19 protein-coding genes are annotated in these 20,140 nt (G+C 40.8%); 9 read left to right on the top strand and 10 right to left on the bottom strand.

Annotation, left to right across the window (positions count from 1 at the left end; genetic code table 11):
* The first annotated feature begins 11 nt into the window (after window positions 1-11).
* The 3 genes from PSI06_RS03325 to mrcB all read left to right on the top strand — a co-directional run bounded on the left by PSI06_RS03325 (window position 12) and on the right by mrcB (window position 4,084).
* Window positions 12-350 (top strand): P-II family nitrogen regulator, encoded by a 339-nt coding sequence (locus PSI06_RS03325; RefSeq protein ID WP_004587162.1) that lies wholly within the window; start codon window positions 12-14, stop codon window positions 348-350.
* Window positions 351-362: 12 nt separating this feature from the next.
* Window positions 363-1,592 carry an ammonium transporter gene (locus tag PSI06_RS03320; protein ID WP_273602863.1) on the top strand — a complete coding sequence of 410 codons (1,230 nt, stop codon included), beginning with the start codon at window positions 363-365 and terminating at the stop codon, window positions 1,590-1,592.
* Between the two features lie 149 nt (window positions 1,593-1,741).
* Window positions 1,742-4,084, top strand: a complete 2,343-nt coding sequence (gene mrcB / locus PSI06_RS03315) for a penicillin-binding protein 1B (protein ID WP_096042118.1) — start codon at window positions 1,742-1,744, stop codon at window positions 4,082-4,084.
* A gap of 62 nt (window positions 4,085-4,146) precedes the next feature.
* Here the strand turns inward: mrcB and PSI06_RS03310 are convergent, their stop codons facing one another.
* The 5 genes from PSI06_RS03310 to PSI06_RS03290 form a co-directional block, all read right to left on the bottom strand.
* Window positions 4,147-5,988 (bottom strand): methyl-accepting chemotaxis protein, encoded by a 1,842-nt coding sequence (locus PSI06_RS03310; RefSeq protein WP_273602864.1) that lies wholly within the window; start codon window positions 5,986-5,988, stop codon window positions 4,147-4,149.
* 157 nt (window positions 5,989-6,145) lie between these two features.
* Window positions 6,146-7,426 (bottom strand): glutamate-1-semialdehyde 2,1-aminomutase, encoded by a 1,281-nt coding sequence (hemL, locus tag PSI06_RS03305; protein ID WP_273602865.1) that lies wholly within the window; start codon window positions 7,424-7,426, stop codon window positions 6,146-6,148.
* A 35-nt stretch (window positions 7,427-7,461) separates the two neighbouring features.
* Entirely contained in the window at window positions 7,462-8,478 is a 1,017-nt protein-coding gene (locus PSI06_RS03300) for an aspartate carbamoyltransferase (protein WP_273602866.1), read from the bottom strand.
* 116 nt (window positions 8,479-8,594) lie between these two features.
* Window positions 8,595-9,029, bottom strand: coding sequence for a CopD family protein (locus PSI06_RS03295; RefSeq protein ID WP_024034304.1), 435 nt, complete (start codon window positions 9,027-9,029; stop codon window positions 8,595-8,597).
* Window positions 9,030-9,036: 7 nt separating this feature from the next.
* The gene (locus PSI06_RS03290; protein ID WP_055252948.1) at window positions 9,037-10,719 is read right to left on the bottom strand and encodes a chloride channel protein; all 1,683 of its coding nucleotides are present in this window, start codon (window positions 10,717-10,719) and stop codon (window positions 9,037-9,039) included.
* Window positions 10,720-10,967: 248 nt separating this feature from the next.
* On the opposite strand from PSI06_RS03290, the gene erpA reads away from it, so the two are divergent.
* Window positions 10,968-11,306 carry an iron-sulfur cluster insertion protein ErpA gene (erpA, locus tag PSI06_RS03285; protein WP_002958911.1) on the top strand — a complete coding sequence of 113 codons (339 nt, stop codon included), beginning with the start codon at window positions 10,968-10,970 and terminating at the stop codon, window positions 11,304-11,306.
* Between the two features lie 48 nt (window positions 11,307-11,354).
* On the opposite strand, the gene PSI06_RS03280 is transcribed toward erpA, so the two are convergent.
* Entirely contained in the window at window positions 11,355-11,543 is a 189-nt protein-coding gene (locus PSI06_RS03280; RefSeq protein WP_273602867.1) for a hypothetical protein, read from the bottom strand.
* A 499-nt stretch (window positions 11,544-12,042) separates the two neighbouring features.
* Here PSI06_RS03280 and PSI06_RS03275 point away from each other — a divergent pair, with 499 nt between their 5' ends.
* Entirely contained in the window at window positions 12,043-12,282 is a 240-nt protein-coding gene (locus PSI06_RS03275) for a helix-turn-helix domain-containing protein (RefSeq protein ID WP_004587151.1), read from the top strand.
* 71 nt (window positions 12,283-12,353) lie between these two features.
* Here PSI06_RS03275 and PSI06_RS03270 read toward each other — a convergent pair whose 3' ends face one another.
* Genes PSI06_RS03270 through PSI06_RS03255 form a run of 4 tightly spaced genes read right to left on the bottom strand, consistent with a single transcriptional unit; the run spans window position 12,354 to window position 16,104 of the window.
* Window positions 12,354-13,733: an AmpG family muropeptide MFS transporter gene (locus tag PSI06_RS03270; RefSeq protein ID WP_273602868.1), complete on the bottom strand. Its 1,380-nt coding sequence runs from the start codon at window positions 13,731-13,733 to the stop codon at window positions 12,354-12,356.
* Between the two features lie 46 nt (window positions 13,734-13,779).
* A complete protein-coding gene (locus tag PSI06_RS03265; protein WP_004587149.1) occupies window positions 13,780-14,397 on the bottom strand; it encodes a peptidylprolyl isomerase in 618 nt (205 codons plus the stop codon).
* 2 nt (window positions 14,398-14,399) lie between these two features.
* Window positions 14,400-14,960 carry a YajG family lipoprotein gene (locus PSI06_RS03260; RefSeq protein WP_096042114.1) on the bottom strand — a complete coding sequence of 187 codons (561 nt, stop codon included), beginning with the start codon at window positions 14,958-14,960 and terminating at the stop codon, window positions 14,400-14,402.
* A 1-nt stretch (window position 14,961) separates the two neighbouring features.
* Window positions 14,962-16,104, bottom strand: coding sequence for a methyltransferase (locus PSI06_RS03255; RefSeq protein ID WP_273602869.1), 1,143 nt, complete (start codon window positions 16,102-16,104; stop codon window positions 14,962-14,964).
* 42 nt (window positions 16,105-16,146) lie between these two features.
* On the opposite strand from PSI06_RS03255, the gene PSI06_RS03250 reads away from it, so the two are divergent.
* The 4 genes from PSI06_RS03250 to PSI06_RS03235 all read left to right on the top strand — a co-directional run bounded on the left by PSI06_RS03250 (window position 16,147) and on the right by PSI06_RS03235 (window position 20,139).
* Window positions 16,147-16,758, top strand: coding sequence for an alpha-ketoglutarate-dependent dioxygenase AlkB family protein (locus PSI06_RS03250; RefSeq protein ID WP_004587146.1), 612 nt, complete (start codon window positions 16,147-16,149; stop codon window positions 16,756-16,758).
* Between the two features lie 55 nt (window positions 16,759-16,813).
* Window positions 16,814-17,125 carry a BolA family protein gene (locus PSI06_RS03245; RefSeq protein ID WP_004587145.1) on the top strand — a complete coding sequence of 104 codons (312 nt, stop codon included), beginning with the start codon at window positions 16,814-16,816 and terminating at the stop codon, window positions 17,123-17,125.
* A gap of 123 nt (window positions 17,126-17,248) precedes the next feature.
* On the top strand, window positions 17,249-18,442 hold the full coding sequence (fabV, locus tag PSI06_RS03240; RefSeq protein ID WP_024034299.1) for an enoyl-ACP reductase FabV: 1,194 nt from the start codon (window positions 17,249-17,251) through the stop codon (window positions 18,440-18,442).
* Window positions 18,443-18,795: 353 nt separating this feature from the next.
* Entirely contained in the window at window positions 18,796-20,139 is a 1,344-nt protein-coding gene (locus tag PSI06_RS03235) for a Na(+)-translocating NADH-quinone reductase subunit A (protein WP_004587143.1), read from the top strand.
* The last annotated feature ends 1 nt before the right edge of the window (window position 20,140 follow it).

Here is a 20,140-nt window from a genome sequence, read left to right as displayed (position 1 = left end):
AGGGGGCCACTATGAAAATGATTAGTGCAATCATAAAACCATTTAAATTAGATGATGTGCGTGAAGCGCTCGCTGATTTAGGTATTGAAGGGATGACCGTAGTTGATGTTAAAGGTTTTGGACGTCAACGAGGCCATACAGAGCTGTATCGTGGAGCAGAGTATCAGGTAGATTTTATTCCTAAGATCAAACTTGAAATTGCTACTCGTACTGAAAATTGCCAACGCGTAGTTGAAGCAATTACCAAAATTGCATCAACAGGCAAAATTGGTGACGGTAAAATTTTCGTGTACGACTTAGATCAAATTGTGCGTATTCGTACGGGCGAACTTGATGAAGAAGCAATTTAAGGGGGCTGATTAATGGAAAACACAATTGTAGAACTCAAATTTTCACTCGACACCTTTTATTTTCTGGTGTCGGGTATATTAGTAATGTGGATGGCAGCAGGTTTTGCCATGTTAGAAGCGGGTTTAGTGCGGTCTAAAAACACCACTGAAATTTTAACTAAAAACGTGGCGCTGTACTCTATCGCATGTACCATGTTTTTATTAGTTGGCTACAACATTATGTATGTAGACAACGCTGAAGGCGGCATCATCCCTTCAATTGGCGCATTAATTGGCACGCAAGCGGCCGATGCTGACCACTCTTTAGAATCTGACTTTTTCTTCCAAGTAGTATTTGTTGCAACGGCTATGTCGATTGTATCGGGTGCGGTTGCTGAACGAATGAAGTTATTTGCTTTCTTAGCATTTGCAGTTGTTTTAACTGGTTTTATTTACCCAATGGAAGGTTATTGGACATGGGGCGGCGGTTTCTTATCAGAAATGGGCTTTGTTGATTTTGCAGGCTCTGCAATTGTTCATGGTGCCGGTGCTGCAGCTGCTTTAGCGGGTGTAATTCTGTTAGGTGCTCGTAAAGGTAAATACGGTAAAAACGGTGAAATTTACCCAATTCCAGGTTCTAACCTACCACTTGCTACATTAGGTACGTTCATTTTATGGATGGGTTGGTTTGGTTTTAACGGTGGTTCGCAATTACTTCTTTCAGACAAAGAAAATGCAACAGCTGTAGGTCAAATTTTACTTAACACCAATGCCGCAGCGGCAATGGGTGCAATTGCTGCACTGTTTGTATGTAAAGTGTTGTGGGGTAAAGCTGATTTAACTATGGTACTAAACGGCGCATTAGCAGGTTTAGTTGTTATTACAGCAGACCCACTTTCACCATCTCCATTAATGGCCTGTTTACTAGGTATTTTAGGTGGCTCACTGGTTGTATTTAGCATTGTAGCTCTAGATAAAGCGAAGATTGATGACCCAGTAGGTGCTATCTCTGTTCACGGTGTATGTGGCGCGCTAGGTATTATGTTAGTGCCTGTATCTAACGGCGATGCAAACTTTGTAACACAGCTTATTGGTTTAGTGATTATTTTAGCCTTTGTTTTTGTAGCTTCATTTATTGTGTGGGCTATTTTAAAGCAAACTATGGGTATTCGCGTAACCGAAGAAGAAGAGCTAAGCGGTATGGACCAACACGATTGTGGTGTTGATGCTTACCCTGAGTTTGTATCTGTTCGCAGTAACTAATATTAAATAGATTAATCATTGTGTTCACAAAGCCCTACCTTGGTAGGGCTTTTTTTCGTTTCAGGGAAGGTTAACTTTTCAGGTGTTAGGCTATAGCCAATATGCTAAGCTCACACTCGTGAATAAACCTTGGAATAAATTACACTTAAATGGCTGACAACAAAAAAACACCCAGTAGTAAAACCACTCCTAAGCGTGCACCTAAAGCTACCAGCTCGCCACGTAAAGCTAAATCAAAAACGACTAAAAAAACGTCAAGCACTGTTGTTAAACGCACATTTATGCGAAAAACATGGTCTGTTTTTTGGAAATTGAGCTTAGCTGTTTTTATTGCTATGGCCATGTATCTTATTTATTTAGATTCAAAAACAACACGTATATTTGAAGGTAATAAATGGCAGTTACCTGCCCAAGTATACGCACGTTCAATGGAGTTTTACCCAGGGCAGTTTTTATCTAGTCAAGAGGTTGTGTGGGAGCTTGAGCGCCTAAATTATTCATCAGTTAATAGGCTAAGCCGCACGGGGCAGTTTGTAAAAACAGCCGATAGCATAAAAATTTACCGACGCGACTTTGAGTTTTATGATGGCCTTGAAGAATCGCACATTATTGAGCTACGTTTTGCGGGGCAAAAGGTAGCAACCATTAAAGATAAATTTGGCAGGCGCCTAAACAGCGCTCGCCTAGAGCCTGTGCAAATAGCCCGTATTGGAAATGATTCAAAGCAAGATAGAGAGTTTGTACCGCTTGATAAGTTTCCGCCTATGTTGAAAGACACGTTATTAGTAGTAGAAGATCGGGATTTTTATCAGCACCATGGTGTGTCGGTATTTTCTATTTTGCGTGCGCTTTATTCAAACATTAAAGCAGGGCGTACCGTTCAAGGTGGTAGCACCTTAACGCAGCAGCTTGCAAAAAATATATACCTAACGCGTGAGCGTTCTTTAGTGCGTAAAATAAATGAGGCATTTATTGCGCTTATTCTAGATTACCGTTATTCAAAAGATCAGATTTTAGAAGCCTATTTAAATGAAGTTTACCTAGGTCAATCTTATAACCAAGGCGTGCATGGCATGGGCTTGGCCTCTGAGTTTTATTTTTCAAAGCCTGTTGATGAGCTGGAATATGACCAAATAGCGCTGCTGGTGGCTATGGTCAAAGGGCCTTCGTATTACAATCCTCGTCGCTATAAAGAACGCACTATGGAGCGTCGCGACCTAGTACTGCGCTTAATGGTTGAAAACAAGCTACTAACTACAAAAGAATACCGTGCATCACTTAAACGCCCAATTGATATAGCGCCCATGAAAGCAAGTTTACAAAAGTCATACCCTGGCTTTTTAGAACTTGTAAACCGTGAGCTTAAGCAGTTATTACCTGATCAAAAAACACTAGATGCCGGTGTGCGTGTATTTACTTACTTTGATTTGCAAAAACAAACGGCGATGGAAGAGTCCATTCAAAAAAGTTTACCGTATTTAGAAAAACGTCCTAACACCGATAAACTCGAAGCAGCCATGATCTCAGTTAATGTAGAAAAAGGCGGTGTGTCGGCATTAGTGTCGGGGCGCGATGTTCGCTACTCAGGTTTTAACCGAGTGCTCGATACTAAACGAAATATTGGCTCTTTAGTTAAACCCGCGGTGTACTTAACAGCCCTGCAGTTACCACATTATAACTTAGCCACATTACTTGATGACTCCCCTGTGCAGGTAACAAATGAGCAAGGTAAAGTGTGGCAACCTGAGAACTTTGATCACCAATACCGAGGTGCATTGCCACTTTATAAAGCCTTTAGTAACAGTATTAATATTCCTGCAGTAAATTTAGGCCTAGATGTAGGTGTTGATAAGGTAGCAAATACGCTCAAAGGGTTAGGAGCAAAAGGTAATATAGATGAATACCCCTCGCTGCTACTTGGTGCTGTAGAAATGTCGAGCTTTGAGGTTGCCCAGCTTTATACCACTATCGCAGCAGATGGCGAGTATAGAGAGCTTACCTCTGTATCTGCCCTAACAGACTCGGTAGGTAACGTTTTGTATAAGCATAAAGTTAAGTCTGAGCCGCGCTTTGCAAAAGACGCTGTATATATGACTAAATATGCCATGAAGCGAGTAACAAAGGACGGCACCGCTAAGCGTTTAAATTTACACTTTCCATCAATTCAGCTTGCCGGTAAAACAGGCACTAGTAATGATTTACGTGATAGTTGGTTTGCAGGGTTTGATCAAAACACAGTGACCGTTGCATGGCTTGGTAGAGACGATAATAGAAGCACCGGTTTAACAGGGAGTGTGGGCGCGTTAGAAGCTTATATTCGTTACTTAAAACCGCTCAACCCTGAAGCAATAGCAGATACACGCCCGCCATCAATAAGATGGGCTTTCGTCAATGAAAGAACGGGTTTACAAGCACCGCCCGGATGCGGAAAAGTCATTCAGTTACCACTAAGAGCCAGTGAGTTTGAACCTAGGCCGCAGTGTATACGCTAATAAAATAAAACCTTAATAATAAAACCGCTAACTCAGCGGTTTTATTATATTTAGCTTACCTATCAAGATTTAAAAAACTGCATTGATTTAGTTAAGTCATCAGAGAGCTGACTAAGTTGCTGTGCGTCTTGCAGTGTAGATTGTGCAGAGAGAAGAGTTTGATCTGCTAAGTTACTGACTTCTTGTGCATCACTTAATGCTTGGGTGGTTGCGTTAGATTGCTCTTTAACCCGCAGTGCTATCTCTTCGCCTTGGTGTTTTATATCGCCCATGCTTTGCTCTGCACTTTGTAAAATATCGTTTGTTTCGGTGGCGGCGTTTACCGATTGTTCCATCTTTTCTACACTGGTGCGCATTTTTTGTTGTGTATCGTCAGAAGCTTGTTGGAGTGAGCTAATTATTTGGTGAATTTCTTGCGTTTGAGTTTGTGTACGCTGGGCAAGGGTTCTTACTTCATCAGCTACCACGGCAAAACCACGGCCATGTTCTCCGGCTCGTGCGGCTTCTATTGCTGCGTTTAGGGCTAATAAATTAGTTTGATCGGCTATTTCGCTAATGCCTTTGCTTACTTTACTAATTTCTTGGCTATCTTGGGCTAAGCGATTGAGGGCTTGTTGGCTTTCGGTAAATTCAACTTGAAGGTCTTGCATGTATTTGGCAAGTTCCATGGTGTTGTTAGAGCCTTGCTTTACATGCTGCGCGGCATCTTGTGCTGTTAACATCGCTTGATTAGCAGACTCTTCTACACTCACTGCACTTTGCTCCATATTACTTAGTGCATCATGAATAGCGTTTACCCGTATTTGCTGTTTTTCAACATCGTTACTCGTTTGGCTGCTTGCCTGTGAAAGCGATTTAGTGGCGCCACACAGCTCCACAGTGCTTGCTTTTACATTCTCTAAAAGTTTTGAAAAGGCATTAAGAAGTGCGTTATATCGCGCTGCAATAATATCCATTTCATCATTAGTACTTGAGTTGATAACCGCATTTAAGTCGCCACTTGCTGCTCTTTGTGCTGCTTCGGCAAAGCGATTAATGGTATCAACTACCGCAAAATAAAAACCAACCATTAAGTAAAATGCAATCAATAAACTAATTAATGATGCAGCTAATACAGTGTTTCTTGTCAAGCGTTGCGTGGTCAGTTTTTCATTTATTAGCGATTCAAGGGTAGGGATGCTTTTATCAATTAGTTGGCTAATACGACTTAGCACTTGGCTGGTAAGCCCTGCAAATTCGTTTTGTGTAAGCTGTATATCATCTGGTTCAAGCAGCTTTTTATCAATGGCTGTTTTAAAAGAGGCTATGGCGTTATGTAAATTAGTGAGAGAGGGCGTCAGTGCTTTATTTACAGATGCATCGGCCGAAGTGGCAATTGTAAGTATTTTATCGAGTTGCTGCTGGTACAAAGGTAGCGACTTACTTAAGTTTGAAAGCGCAATAAAAGTCTCTGGTGTAAAACGCTGGTTAGTAAGAACAGTATTAGCGCTTTGCGCTGTCGCATTTATCTGCATGATAAGCGCAGGTATAGGCGTAACTAATGCGCGATTAACATAAGCACTCGCAAGTTGGTTATCTAAGGCTAAATTAGACTGTATTGAAACCAGCTCAAGTACGTCATTTATTTGCTCATCTTTTACATTAAAACCACGTGCTTTAGCTACTTTTACATTTTTATAGGTTTCACCTTGCATTTGATTTGCAAGAATGTCTCTGTAGCTCAGTAAACCTTGTTTTTGCATTTGAGAGACGCTGATACTCTCGCTTAATAAAGAGACTAAAAAAAACAAACTAAGCGCAAGAGGTAATAATAAAATACCAAAAACTAAACCAATTTTAGTTTTATACTTTAAGTTGCCCATTAATGATATAGCAGGTGCTGCTAAGTGCCTTAAGCTCGTCATACGTTTCTCTTGTGGGGTAAAAGTGAGTCTAAAAAGTGAGACCGTATAAAGGCTAAAAACCATTCAATTATCAATACGCACAAATAAAAAAAGCCCGTAAGGGCTTTTTTTAACTACAGAGTTAATAACGCACATTATTAACACATGTATTAGATGCTTATAGCTTAGCGAAGGCGCGCTCAGCAGCTTCTATAGTCGCTTGTACTTCTTGCTCTGTATGCGCTGCACACACAAAGCCTGCTTCAAATGCAGAAGGTGCTAGGTATACGCCTTCTTCAAGCATTAAGTGGAAAAAGCATTTAAAGCGTTCTAAATCACATTCTGTAGCTTGTTTATAAGTGGTTACTTTTTCTGCTTCAGTGAAGAAAAAGCCATACATACCGCCTGCGTAGTTAGTGGTTAAAGGTATGCCTGCTTTTTTAGCGCCTGCTTCAAAGCCTTTACAAATAGCTTTAGAAATAGCTTCTAACTTATCGTGCAAACCTGGCTCACTTAATAGCTCAAGCGATTTTAAACCCGCAGCCATTGCAATAGGGTTACCAGAAAGAGTACCAGCTTGGTAAACCGGACCTACTGGCGCAATGTAATCCATAATTTCGGTTTTGCCGCCAAAGGCACCAACAGGCATGCCGCCGCCAATGACTTTACCTAAACATGTTAAGTCAGGTTTTATGTTGTAATACGCCTGAGCGCCACCTAAAGCAACACGAAAGCCGGTCATTACTTCGTCAAAAATAAGCACTGATTTGTACTCATCACATACTGCACGCAAGCCTTCTAAAAAGCCTTCTACAGGAGGAATACAGTTCATGTTACCCGCTACTGGCTCAACGATGATACAGGCAATGTCGTCTGCGTATTTTTCAAATACAGCTTTTACTTCATCAAGGTTATTAAACGATACGGTAAGTGTGTGCTTTGCAAAATCCTCAGGGATACCAGGTGAATTTGGCACACCCATGGTTAATGCGCCAGAACCTGCTTTTACTAATAATGAGTCGGCATGGCCGTGGTAACAACCTTCAAACTTAAGGATTTTATCACGCCCTGTATAGCCACGAGCTAAGCGAATGGCACTCATTGTTGCTTCGGTACCAGAGCTTACCATGCGTACTTTTTCGATTGATGGGACAAGCGCTTTTACTTTTTCGGCCATTAAAATTTCGGCTTCAGTGGGCGCCCCATAACTTAAACCGTTTTCTACCGCTTCGTGAACAGCTTGCTTTATAGCTGGGTGGTTATGGCCCATGATCATCGGACCCCACGAACCTACGTAATCAATATAACGGTTGCCATCGGCATCAAAGGTAAATGCACCCTCGGCTTTGGTAATAAATAGTGGCGTGCCACCTACACCGTTAAATGCACGTACAGGTGAATTTACGCCACCAGGAATTGAAGTTTGTGCACGATTAAATAAATCTTGGCTAATTGTCATGAAAAATCCTATTAGTTGTCGCTTGGTAAAAGTGTTTAGCTGTCGCGTTTGCGGCTAAACCAAGGTACGTCTACTTCATATTGCTCGACTTTGTTTTCTACGCCGAGGGTTAAAGCAAACAGTGCCATACGAATTAACACGCCATTTTGTACTTGGCGGAATATAGCTAAATTGTCGTTACTGTTTAAGTCGTTATCAAGCTCATTAGCTTCTAAACGGCTATCACGTGGGAGCGGGTGCATAAGCACGGAGTTTGGCTTACAGTGCGCGTTATAAATTGATTGGCTAATTCTAAAGCCGCCACGGTATTTATTAGCTTCTTCTTGTGAAGGGAAGCGCTCTTCTTGAATACGTGTCTGGTACACAATATCGGCTGCTAAGTTCCCTTCCATTTTGTTGACTAATTGTATTTTATGGCCTGCATTTTCTACCGCATCTAAAATACTCGTTGGCATTTGCAGGCCATCGGGCGCCACCATCGAAAATTTTACGTTTTTGTAATGGCACAATAATTTAGATAATGAATGTACTGTGCGGCCATATTTTAAATCGCCAACTAAGGCGATATGCATGCCATCAATGTTTTGATCAAATCGGTTGAGTTCACGCTCAATAGTTAGCAAGTCAAGTAATGCTTGAGTAGGGTGCTCGTTTGGGCCATCACCACCGTTAATTACCGGTACGGTACAACCGTCTGCAAATTCGCTTACCGAGCCTGCATCAGGGTGGCGCATAGCGACGGCATCAGCGTAAGCCGAAATAACACGCGCAGTGTCGTAAAGCGATTCGCCTTTAGCAAGGGCAGAGCTTTGCATGCCGGTTGTTTCGCGCACGCCACCGCCTAGTAAATTAAAGGCAGTACCAAAGCTTACACGCGTACGCGTGCTTGGTTCAAAAAACAAATTAGCTAAAATAGCGCCTTCTAGCACTGTTGTTTGCTTTTGTTTTTTAGCATAAGGCTCCATTTTTTTCGCTATTGCAAAAATACGCTCAATGCAGTCTCTGTCGAGTTGATTTACCGACAGTATATGTTCACCTTGGAAACTTAACATGGGGTTATTCCTAATCAATCAAAGGGGCGCGATAATCCATTAAAATGGGGCACGCAATCGCGCGTGTTATAGCAAGTATTGTAAATTGCAGCGCAGTTTAACATGCGCTACACAGCTTATAAATTAGGTTTTATTACCGCAAGCGCAACAATAATTAGCAGCGCAATAACCGGGAGCTCGTTAAAAATACGATAAAAGCGGTCCGTTTTGGTATTTCTGTCGTGTTTAAAGTCGCTCAGTAATTTAAAGCAGTAGCCGTGGTATAGATATAAAATAATGACCAGTACCAGTTTGTAGTGCAGCCACATGCTATATCTAAACCACTCACGGCCATATTCTACAATAGTGAGTACACCAAAAACGGCCGTTAAAATAGCAAACGGGGTAACAAAAAAGAGTAGCCGGCGTTCCATCACTTTAAGCATAGAGTTACAGGCTTTTTCTTCGCTCATTGCGTGGTATACAAATAACCGTGGTAAATAAAAAATACCGGCAAACCAAGCTATCATAAAAAAAATGTGCAGTGTTTTATAAATTAGTAAAGCGCTCATAAGAATCCTAAAGTAGGCTGTTACGAATAGTTAAAATATTATTTATTTGATCCCAGCGTAATAGCCCCATTATTTGCTGATCATCTAGCAAGTTGTATACATACAGGGCGCCGCTGCGTTTATCTTTTAAAATATCAAAGGCATCTGCTAAGGTCGACTGGCTGCTAATGCCTTGTAAACTAATGTAGTTTATATTTATGTTTTCGCCCGACATCAGGGTAAGGTCGTACTCTGCTAGGCGATAGCCGTTTTCTTCATCGTAAACTATTAAAGGGGTTTGGCTGTCCATGGCGTCTAAGGTGTTTTTAATTTGCTCTTTATCGTCTGAATAAAGCAGTTTAAAGTCCTCATCCATATCATCCATTATGCCCACTTTTTGTAGCGCCTCCGTTGCGGGCGATACATGATAGGGTAGCCCCTGAAAATCGAGCTGTTGCAAAAATATAGACCGATTGCCAAATACTTGCAGCGCCGTTACATAGGCGGTTGTTATCACTAACATGGCCGGTACAATAATCTCTGGCGAGGACGTAAGCTCCATCACAGTTGTTAATGCTGCTAACGGCGCATGTAATGTAGCTGCGAGTAATCCTGCCATTCCTAATACGCCGTATGTGCCTGCAATGTCAGCACCTGGGCTTATAAATTGGGCAAAAAAGGCCATTAAAGTACCTGTTAATACACCTAGCCCAATAACGGGACCTATTAAGCCGCCCGGTATTCCTAGGCCAATGGCAAAAAGGGTCGCCAGCAGTTTAGCTATTAAAATAGTGGTAAGTAGTTGCGCGTTTTCAGGCGATTCAACCGCAATAGTAATCGCGCTCATACCCGAACCCATTGCTTGTGGCACTGCATAGGCAATAATACTCGCAATACAACCTGCAATGAGTAAACGAGGAAACATGCTTAAAGGTTTAAATGTTTTTATGATCAGCATTAAATTTTGATTAAAGCTATAGGCAATTGCCCCTAGGGCCATGCCACATAAAATTAAATATGGGTAATGCCAACCACTCAATGGCGTAATGCTAATAAGTGCAAGCTCTGAGCCTTCACCAAACACAAATTGGGTTGCTAATGCACCAGTTAGTGCGGCAAGCATAATTGGTACAAAAATATGCACTTTGTACTCACGTAGCACCACTTCCATTACAAAAATAACCGCAGCCAGTGGGGTATTAAACGAGGCCGCAATACCCGCGGCGACACCACAGCCACTTAATGTACGCATGGCGTTATGCGGTAAATGAAGCTTATCGGCTAATATACTTGCGCCAGTGGCGCCCATATGAACAGATGGCCCTTCGCGGCCCACCGAAAAACCACTAATAAGTGCCAGTGCACCACCAACAAATTGGTTTACGGTGTTGTAAAGCGGCATTTGCCCGTAGTGGCGTTTAATGCGATGAATAACAAAAGGAATGCCTAACCGGTAGTGCTTAAAGCCAGTAAATGCAGCAAATGTAGCAATCAGTAGCGCAGCAATCAACGGCATTAAAACTCGTTCAAGAGTGGGGATAGTAGTAAAATTATCGGGAGTGTCTAAAAATAAGCTTTGAAAAAACAGAATCGTTAAGCGAAATAAAATAATAAAAAATGCAGCAATTAAACCAGCACTTACGCCTAATAAGCATAATTGCACAGAGGTTTTTGGTTTTGCTAATCGACGCCTGAGTTGCTCAAGCCACATGCTGTATTCTCCACCACATTTTTTCAGCGAGCAGTTTAACAAAAGTGTGCAGGTAAGTCCTTGTGATTTTGCAATTTTAAACACTTATATTAACAAATATTACAGCAATCACTGAAAACACATTTTGCTATCGTATCGGCTAAAGCAATAGTTAAAAGCCTAAGATAGCACAAGAGATGTTTGACTATACTTGATTAAAACACTCGGGTATTAGATAATCACGCCATTGCGATATTGAGGGTTTTAAAATGTCTGAAGAATTACCAATAAAGTTCAGCGATGCAGCTGCTGTTCGTGTTAAACAGTTAATCGACGAAGAAGAAAATCCAGATTTAAAACTGCGTGTTTACGTAACAGGTGGTGGTTGTTCTGGTTTTCAATATGGTTTTACTTTTGATGAAAAAGCAAATCCTGGCGATTTAGAAATAGTTAAAAATGGTGTAACCCTGGTTATTGACCCAATGAGTATTCAGTACTTAGTTGATGGCGAAGTGGATTACACAGAAGGGTTAGAAGGTGCACGCTTTTTTGTATCTAATCCTAATGCAACGACTACCTGTGGGTGTGGTGCAAGTTTTAGCGTTTAAGCAATTTACGCTTAGCTATTAAAGCCGCGTTAGCGGCTTTTTTAATGCCTAAAATTCAATTGGGCTGTAATGGGTAAGCTGCATTATTAATACAAAAAAGCCTAATACAAAAGCAGAAAAGGCAAGTATGTATAAAAAGCCTTTTTTACCTTGTTTAATGGGTACTCCGTAGTGACGTAAAAACAAAAACCATAAAAAGCATAGTAAAATAGGCAACAAAAATAAGACTCTAAACATACTTCCTCTTTAGTCCCTTACTTAGGGAAAAACGTTATTTATGGGAACTTTTTTACCCTTACTGTTGTTTAAACATCAATACAGCAAGGATATTCGCACGTTAATTTGTAACAAAGTGCTTTTATCTTACAATTAATTTTTTAGGAAAAAACCTAATATTTTTGGTACGTTAACTTAAATATTCAGCATAAGTAAAGGTTAGTGGTTGGGTAAGTTTATGCAAACTATGTAATTAATTATTTAACCGAACTGTTAATAGTATATAATGTATCCAAGAGTGAGACGGGCAAAATTTCACTCTTAATAAAAATAAACCTATATCCTATTTTTGCGGGTTAGCACTGAATAGATTGGTAGGTTGAATAAGTAGCAATACCTTTGCTTATTTAAGCAATAGCTTGCTATTGAATAATGTAGTGGGTATCTGCTTATATGCCTCCAATCATTGTGTGACTACTGCTTTGACGGGTATGTCATATCATCTAGTAGGAGATGTAAAATGATGGGCAAGACTGTTTCTTCTGAAGAAAACGAAAAGCTAACTAAATGGCTTAAAACAAAACGCCATGAAAAGGGTCATACAATGCGTAGCCTGGCACAAGTGCTAGGAACACCTCACTCATTTATCGGTAAGATTGAAAATCAAGAACGCCGCTTAGATGTTATTGAGTTTGTACGCTACTGTAATGCACTTGAAGTTGATCCGCATGAAGCGCTAGGCTTAATTAAAGCGGATTAATATTGTTTTGCTTAGGGTGTTATAAGGGGCACTTGAACGGCCTAAGCAAATCACGTTAATGCAGGGATGCATTACATATTTTTATGGTAATTTTGCTCTAACTGATAGAGCTTATGCCTAATCAAATATAAAAACACCAGCGAAGGTATTACCATTAGTGCCGTTAACACAAAAAATAATGCCCAATTTCCCATTAGCCAATCATCAATAACCACACCACTGTAACTTGAAAGCAATGTACGCCCTAAATTCCCAAGCGAAGCCAGTAATGCATAATGTGTTGCACTAAATGCTCGGTCACATAACATCGATATAAATGCCACCATAGCCACTAACGACCAAGCCTGAGTAAAGCCGTCAATTACAATAGCAAAAGCGTATAAGCCCAAATTAGGGCCAACCAGCGCAATAGCCGAAAATGCTAAATTAGACACCGCCATAGCAACACCACTTATAAATAGCCCTTTTACAATGCCGTACTTTTGATTGAACAAGCTGCCCACAAAGGTAAAAGCAATGGTGAGTACTGCAGTGCCTACTTTTGAAAAAGTAGCTATGTCGCTGTTGCTAAAGCCTATTTCTTTATAAAAAACAATCGACATACGCCCTAAAAAAGCTTCGCCTATTTTAAATAAGAAAATAAATGCTAATAAGGCAAGGGCTGTTTTAACCCCATTTTTAGCAAAAAAGGTTTTAAAGGGATCAACCACTGTAACGCCAAGCCAAGCAATCACTTTAGTAAAGGGCGTTTTCTTAATGCTGGCTAGTTTTTCAAGGTATACGCGCTCAAGCTCTGCGTGAACAGCTTCTCGGTTTGATTTAGGCTCTTTGGCAAACAACACGCCGCTCATTAGTATCAACATAACAGCGGCTAAAAAGTAATACACTTGTGGCCAATCTAAAGAGGGGATATCGGCCATGTAAAAAGGAATAGCGCCCAGTAATGCGTAACCTGTCCACCAACCCGATGTGGCCATAGCAGCAGCTGCAGTGGCTTTATGAGATTCGTTTTCGCTTAACGTGTCTATTCTAAAAGCATCAATTGCTATGTCTTGTGTGGCAGAGGCGACTGCGATGAGTAAACATAAGCCGGCGGCAATCGCTAAGTTTGCTTTTAAATCAAGCCCCGCTAAAAGCAGGGTGCCAATAAACATAAAGCTTTGGCAAAATAAAATCCAGCTGCGACGTTGCCCAAACCATTTGTACAATAACGGCAGTTTGGTTCTATCAATAAGCGGCGACCACATAAAGTTAATGCTATATGCGCCAAATACAATACCAAATAAGCCAATCATACTGCGGCTTAGGCCTTCGTCTTTTAGCCAAGCCGACATCACAGAGCCAATCAGTACCCATGGAAAACCACTGCTCATACCAAATATAAAAATATTGATTAAACGTTTATCTTTAAAATACGAGAAATATTCGCTTACTGAGAGGGTTTTGCTCATAGGGCCTTCATTGGCGTTGGGTGCAACTTAGTTGCACCTCAGTGATTTATAATGGGGTTTGCTCAAGTACTTTAATATTTAAAATAACAACGGGCGTTTTTGGTACAAAGTCGTAGCCAATTTTTTCATTAAAGCCGGTTTCTACAGCCATAATTTTATCTAGAGTGTCGTAACCGTCCATTACATTGCCAAACACGGCGAAGCCCCAATCTCTACCTGGGTTTAAATGATCGTTATCATCCATATTAAAAAAGAACTGGCGAGTTCCTGAATGCGGTTCACGGTCTTGATACGCCATAGCGATGCTGTACATATCATTTTTTAAACCATTGCCACTTTCGTTAAATATAGGGTCGTTTTCGTGTAAGCCATCAAGGTCTTTATCGTAGCCACCACCTTGTATTACAAAGTCACGGTCGTTTTCAACATCACGTTCTACACGGTGGAATATACTGCCTTGGTAACTTTTATCCATTACGTAGGTTAAAAAGTTATTTACCGTAATAGGGGCTTTTGAGCGGTCTAGCTCAACCACAATGCTACCCAATGACGTGACTATTTCTACACGCGGAAAAATATTGTCTTTTTGAACAAAACGGCCTTCTTGCGCGGCAAAGGTGCTTACACTAAATAGTAGGCTTAAGCAGATTAAAAATCGTTTCATTGTTAACCTTCTAAAAATTCAATTAATTCTGGGTCCGATACAATGCGGGTTATAATTTGTTCCGTCAACTTATTGAGTTGACCTTCAATTTTGGCGCGATCATGGCTCAGCGGCCCTTCTAAATTAGCACTGCCACGATACACTTTACTAAAATTGCTGGTAGAGCGAATGACCCGTACGCCTAGCTCAATGTGCGCTTCGCTGGTATGGCTCATGAGCTTTTCAGTCACCTGTGCTTGCAAGGCATGAATGTCTAGTTCAAAGCGGGTTGTTGCTAGGTTAGAAATACTTGCTCCGTTACGGTTTAGCGCGCTATCTAATACGCTTTTAACAGAGGTTACAATATCTTGGCTGGCAAAGGTTTTGGTTTTGTCCGACTCAACAAGCTTAAGGGTTGCGCTATCACCACGTAAATCAATAACGCTGGTACTTAAACTGGCTGAAATAACGCTAATTTGGCCACTTTTATAAACCGGGTTTAATATCACTTGGTTTGGCTGGTTACTGCATGCGCTAAACACCAGCATGGAGCAACAGGCTAAAATAAATTTAGTTAATTTCATTTTATAGCATCCCACTATTTTTAGTTGCGCTGAGCACTACAAACTTTTTGTTTGAACCTAATAGCTTACAGTTACCAAACATACGATTTAATTTATCGTGATAATCTAAATGACGATTACCAATAATACGCAGCTCGCCACCTTCTTTTAATGTATCTTTTGCTTGTTTAAACATTTGCCACGCAATGTGGTCGGTAACAGCTTGGGCTTGGTGAAATGGAGGGTTACACAACACCATATCCACACTGTCTCTTGTAAAGCCGGTTAAGCAATCATTTTCTATAAATTGGCAATCATCAAATTTATTTGCTTGGTTAAGTTCTACATTTAAACGTGCAGATTCGACCGCCATGTACGACTCATCAACAAAGGTTACCGACGCATTTGGACAGCGTGATAACGTCATTAAACCCACCACGCCATTACCACAACCTAAGTCGATAATACTTTTTGCTTTTGAGGTTTGCGGCAAGTAATTAAAAAAGAACCGTGCACCTATATCTAACGAATCGCGCGAAAACACATTGGCATGGTTCGTTATATTAAAATCAGTGCCTTCAAGCTGCCAACTTACCGGGAAGTTAGCTTCTTTATAACCGCCTTTAGCTGTACTTAATATTAAACGCGACTTTTTAACGGCCAAGCTTGTTTTGGTCTCGCCAATAAATTGCTCAAACGCTTTTATAGTTGAGTTATGAATTTCCTTTGTTTTACCCGCGGCAATAACCGGTGTGCCAGGGGCAAGTACTTCACTCAACTCGCTTAATTGAAACTGTAAAAACCCGACGTTACGCGGTATTTTTATAAGTACTAAATCAACCTCTTCAGGCAGCGCAGATAAGCTATCTAACTGTGTAAATTGGGCTGTTGATAGTTTATTTTCTTTTAAATTATAGGCTGCAGCTTGGTGGCTAATATAAGAATCGTTAACTGAACAAACCGTTAATTCACTAAAATAACAGGCAAGGGCACCAAACGCGTCGTTTAAAATTAGTAATGAGCGACAATCAGGGTGATGTTCGTTAACATAATTGATAAGGTACTCGTCGGCCGAATCCCACGCTTGTAAACTGCGGTTTTTTTGATCCAAAGGGAAACGTTCAAGAGTAAATGTTTTATCGCCTAGCTGGGCTTGCGTCGTCATAATGGTTTGTTGATCAGTAATCTAATGTAGGTAAATTCTAACATGCAACGGCAAAACGCCAACCCCCAACAGTTACCAAACGGCTTTTCTTATCAAAGTAAGGCGCTTAGTGCGCAAAAAAGCCTCGATTTATTTTATTATTTACAAAAAAATCTTAATTGGCAGCAGCCTAATGTCACTGTGTATGGCAGAACAGGGCCCATTCCACGTTTGCAATGTTTTATGAGCGACTTAAATATTGAATATGGTTACTCACACAGTAAACAAATAGTAGAGCCGTGGGATGAGGTGCTTTTAGCAATGCGAAAACGTTTAGAGCGACATTTAAATAAGCCGCTTAATTCGTTATTAGTTAATTATTACCGTGATGGTAACGACACCATGGGCTGGCACAGTGATGATGAAATAGAGCTAGGCCCTGAGCCTACCATTGTATGTATATCACTTGGTGCTGAGCGCGTACTCAAATTAAAACAAAAAGCCACTAATAAAGTCACCGACTTAAAATTACAAAGCGGTAGTTGCTTAGTGATGAGTGGGCATAGTCAGCGCGACTACCAGCACGCAATCCCCAAACAAACTACGCTTGCTCACCCACGGATCAGCTTGACGTACCGCTTTATTGAGCACATTAAACAAAAGCAATTTAGTTAGTTAAATTAACTTGTTATAGTAGCTGCACAAATCAGTGACTAAATATGGTGTTTTAATGTCAATGCAACAACAAATTCAAGACAAGCTTAGTAGCGCGATTGCCTGTAAGCATTTAAACGTAATTAACGAAAGCCATATGCACAGCGCCGGTACTGAGTCGCATTTTAAAGTAATTGTGGTAAGTGAAGAGTTTGCGGGTAAACGATTACTACAGCGCCACCGCCAAATTAACGAAGTACTAAAAGATGAGCTAGCAAATCACATTCATGCCTTAGCAATTCATACGTACACGCCAGATGAATTTTCAGAGCAGGGTGGCGAAGCACCTGACTCTCCAAATTGTATGGGCGGCTCAAAGCTAAATTAACCACAATTTACGTTAGCCAATATAATAGGGGTATTTGATCAGGTTTAACTGATCAGATCAGTGTTTTTAGTATTAGCCTTTAAACTAGCGCTAATTTTTATTGTAAAAGATATAGGATGATCAATGGTCATTAAGCCTAAAATTCGTGGATTTATTTGTACTAACGCACACCCTGTAGGATGTGCAGAGCATGTTCAAGAGCAAATTAACTATGTAAAACAACAAGGCGAATTAAAAGATGCGCCTAAAAATGTACTCGTAATTGGGGCATCTACTGGTTACGGCTTAGCGTCTCGTATTACGGCGGCATTTGGCGGTGGGGCTAAAACACTGGGTATTTTCTTTGAAAAAGAAGGTACAGAGCGTAAAACAGGTTCTGCTGGTTGGTACAATACAGCAGCATTTCAAGACGCTGCAGATGAAGCTGGGCTTTGGTCAAAAAATATTAATGGCGATGCGTTTTCTAACGAAATTAAGCAAAAAGCAATCGAGACAATCAAAGCAGATTTAGGCAAAGTAGACTGTATTATTTACAGCTTAGCATCGCCTCGTCGTACCGATCCAAATACAGGTGAGGTGTATTCATCTACACTTAAACCTATTGGCAGTGCTGTAACTACAAAAAACTTAAATACGTCAAAGCGCGAAATTGACGAAGTAACAGTAGAAGCCGCAAGCCAAGATGACATCGACAACACCATTAAAGTGATGGGCGGTGAAGATTGGGAAATGTGGATTGATGCATTAAAAGAAGCAGACGTACTAGCCGATAACTTTAAAACCACGGCTTATACTTATATAGGTAAAGAGTTAACGTGGCCAATCTACGGGCACGCAACTATAGGTAAAGCAAAAGAAGATTTAGACCGAGCAACTGCTGCAATTAAAGAATCGACAAAAGATTTAAATGGTCAAGCCTATGTGTCGTCGTTAAATGCTGTTGTTACTCAGGCAAGCTCTGCCATTCCTATTATGCCGCTATATATCTCTGCTTTATTTAAAGTAATGAAAGCCGATGGCACTTATGAAGGCACCATTGAGCAAATTCATGCTTTATTTAGCGAAAACCTATACGGTGAAAACCCACGCTTTGACGAGGGCGGCCACTTATTCCAAAACTACAAAGAGCTAGAAGACGATGTACAAGCACGTGTGCAAGCTGTTTGGGATAAAGTAGATACGAGCTCAATTGATGAGCTAACCGATTATGTAGGCTACCATAACGAATTTTTACGTTTATTTGGTTTTGGCATTGACGCTGTTGACTATGAGCAAGATGTAGATGCAGTGAAGCCAATTGCAAACATGATTGACTAATCATACTTTGTAATTATAAAAAGTCGCTTATTGCGGCTTTTTTGCTTTTAGTGTTTTAGATATTTTGTGGCAGTTAGGTGCTTAGGCTACCACTTTGGTCTACCTTGATTTTTATTTAAAACACTTAACAAAACTAAATAAGTGTTTCTGTCGTATAATTTTCATAAATACACTCGCATAGTCGTACATAATGATGTTAAAATCGAAGCAATATGTGAGGAGTTTTACTGCGTTGCTTGTTTGATATTCCTAGCAAGTTGTTCTTTTGTACCTTGATATATCTTGGATAACTCAAGTGGCGACGTGGTTGATACGATTTTTCAGTTTCTTTCCGTTAATTAATGCAAGTGCGTATGATCAACATAAAAAAAGGTCTGGATTTACCCATAGAGGGCGCGCCTCAGCAAGTTATTCATGATGGTTCTGCCATCAAACGTGTAGCTGTGCTAGGTGAAGAGTTTATCGGTATGCGTCCAACCATGCATGTTCGTGTGGATGACCAAGTCAAAAAAGGCCAGGTACTTTTTGAAGACAAAAAGAACCCAGGCGTCCTATTTACTGCACCAGCTTCTGGTACAGTAAAAGAAATTAATCGTGGTGCTAAACGTGTGCTGCAATCTGTTGTTATTGAAGTAAACGGCAGTGAGCAAATCACCTTTGACTCTTTCAATGCAGATGAGCTTGCAAGCTTATCGCGTGAAAAAGCCAAAGAAGTACTTGTTCAGTCAGGTCAATGGACAGCACTTCGTGCTCGCCCATTTAGCAAAATAGCTGCGTTGGATGCAAATCCTAGCTCTATATTTGTAACCGCTATCGACACAAACCCTCTTGCTGCAGATCCTGCAGTAATTATTGCCGAAAATGCAGCTGCATTTGAAGCGGGTCTTGCTGTTGTTTCGCGTTTGACCGATGGCAAAGTATTTGTATGTAAGCAAGCTGGCAGTCAAGTTCCTAGCTCGTCTATCGCTCAAGTAGAAGTACATGAGTTCGGTGGCGTGCATCCAGCAGGCTTAGTTGGTACTCATATTCATCACCTTGATGCAGTATCTGTTAATAAACAAGTTTGGCATATTGGTTACCAAGACGTTATCGCGTATGGTCACTTATTCCTTACTGGTGAAATCAACACAGACCGTGTTATTTCGCTTGCAGGTCCTCGCGTTAAAAACCCTCGTTTAGTGAAAACACAACTAGGTGCTTCATTAGATGATTTAGTGGCAGGCGAATTAGAAGACGGTGATAACCGTGTTATTTCTGGTTCTGTTTTATCTGGCGCTATTTCTTCAGGTCCTCATGCATTCTTAGGCCGCTACCACGTTCAAGTATCTGTTTTACTTGAAGGTCGCGAAAAAGAGCTGTTTGGTTGGATTGCACCAGGTAGTGATAAATTCTCTGTAACGCGTACATTCCTTTCTCACCTTGCACCGAGTCGTTTATTTAAAATGACAACGTCTACAGGTGGTTCAAAACGTGCCATGGTACCAATTGGTAGCTACGAGCGCGTAATGCCGCTAGATATTTTGCCAACCCTATTATTACGTGACTTAATTTCACGTGACTTAGACAGTGCAATTTCATTAGGTGCGCTTGAACTTGATGAAGAAGATTTAGCGTTATGTACCTTCGTTTGTCCGGGCAAATACGAGTATGGTTCTATCCTACGCGATTGCTTAACAACGATCGAGAAGGAAGGCTAAG

The sequence above is a fragment of the Pseudoalteromonas sp. GABNS16E genome, from assembly GCF_028598715.1.
In the GTDB taxonomy this organism is placed as follows: domain Bacteria; phylum Pseudomonadota; class Gammaproteobacteria; order Enterobacterales; family Alteromonadaceae; genus Pseudoalteromonas; species Pseudoalteromonas atlantica.
Note: the sequence above shows the minus strand (reverse complement) of the source record. Positions and strands in the feature narration are given on the sequence as shown.

Excerpts from the sequence above, each read along its gene's own strand:
- PSI06_RS03245 (WP_004587145.1), top strand. The coding sequence starts at position 16,814 with ATGTCAATGCAACAACAAATTCAAGACAAGCTTAGTAGCGCGATTGCC.
- PSI06_RS03325 (WP_004587162.1), top strand. The coding sequence starts at position 12 with ATGAAAATGATTAGTGCAATCATAAAACCATTTAAATTAGATGATGTG.
- PSI06_RS03280 (WP_273602867.1), bottom strand. The coding sequence starts at position 11,543 with ATGTTTAGAGTCTTATTTTTGTTGCCTATTTTACTATGCTTTTTATGG.
- fabV (WP_024034299.1), top strand. The coding sequence starts at position 17,249 with ATGGTCATTAAGCCTAAAATTCGTGGATTTATTTGTACTAACGCACAC.
- PSI06_RS03295 (WP_024034304.1), bottom strand. The coding sequence starts at position 9,029 with ATGAGCGCTTTACTAATTTATAAAACACTGCACATTTTTTTTATGATA.
- erpA (WP_002958911.1), top strand. The coding sequence starts at position 10,968 with ATGTCTGAAGAATTACCAATAAAGTTCAGCGATGCAGCTGCTGTTCGT.
- PSI06_RS03270 (WP_273602868.1), bottom strand. The coding sequence starts at position 13,733 with ATGAGCAAAACCCTCTCAGTAAGCGAATATTTCTCGTATTTTAAAGAT.
- PSI06_RS03300 (WP_273602866.1), bottom strand. The coding sequence starts at position 8,478 with ATGTTAAGTTTCCAAGGTGAACATATACTGTCGGTAAATCAACTCGAC.
- PSI06_RS03275 (WP_004587151.1), top strand. The coding sequence starts at position 12,043 with ATGATGGGCAAGACTGTTTCTTCTGAAGAAAACGAAAAGCTAACTAAA.
- PSI06_RS03290 (WP_055252948.1), bottom strand. The coding sequence starts at position 10,719 with ATGTGGCTTGAGCAACTCAGGCGTCGATTAGCAAAACCAAAAACCTCT.
- hemL (WP_273602865.1), bottom strand. The coding sequence starts at position 7,426 with ATGACAATTAGCCAAGATTTATTTAATCGTGCACAAACTTCAATTCCT.
- PSI06_RS03235 (WP_004587143.1), top strand. The coding sequence starts at position 18,796 with ATGATCAACATAAAAAAAGGTCTGGATTTACCCATAGAGGGCGCGCCT.
- PSI06_RS03310 (WP_273602864.1), bottom strand. The coding sequence starts at position 5,988 with ATGACGAGCTTAAGGCACTTAGCAGCACCTGCTATATCATTAATGGGC.
- PSI06_RS03320 (WP_273602863.1), top strand. The coding sequence starts at position 363 with ATGGAAAACACAATTGTAGAACTCAAATTTTCACTCGACACCTTTTAT.
- PSI06_RS03255 (WP_273602869.1), bottom strand. The coding sequence starts at position 16,104 with ATGACGACGCAAGCCCAGCTAGGCGATAAAACATTTACTCTTGAACGT.
- mrcB (WP_096042118.1), top strand. The coding sequence starts at position 1,742 with ATGGCTGACAACAAAAAAACACCCAGTAGTAAAACCACTCCTAAGCGT.
- PSI06_RS03260 (WP_096042114.1), bottom strand. The coding sequence starts at position 14,960 with ATGAAATTAACTAAATTTATTTTAGCCTGTTGCTCCATGCTGGTGTTT.
- PSI06_RS03265 (WP_004587149.1), bottom strand. The coding sequence starts at position 14,397 with ATGAAACGATTTTTAATCTGCTTAAGCCTACTATTTAGTGTAAGCACC.
- PSI06_RS03250 (WP_004587146.1), top strand. The coding sequence starts at position 16,147 with ATGCAACGGCAAAACGCCAACCCCCAACAGTTACCAAACGGCTTTTCT.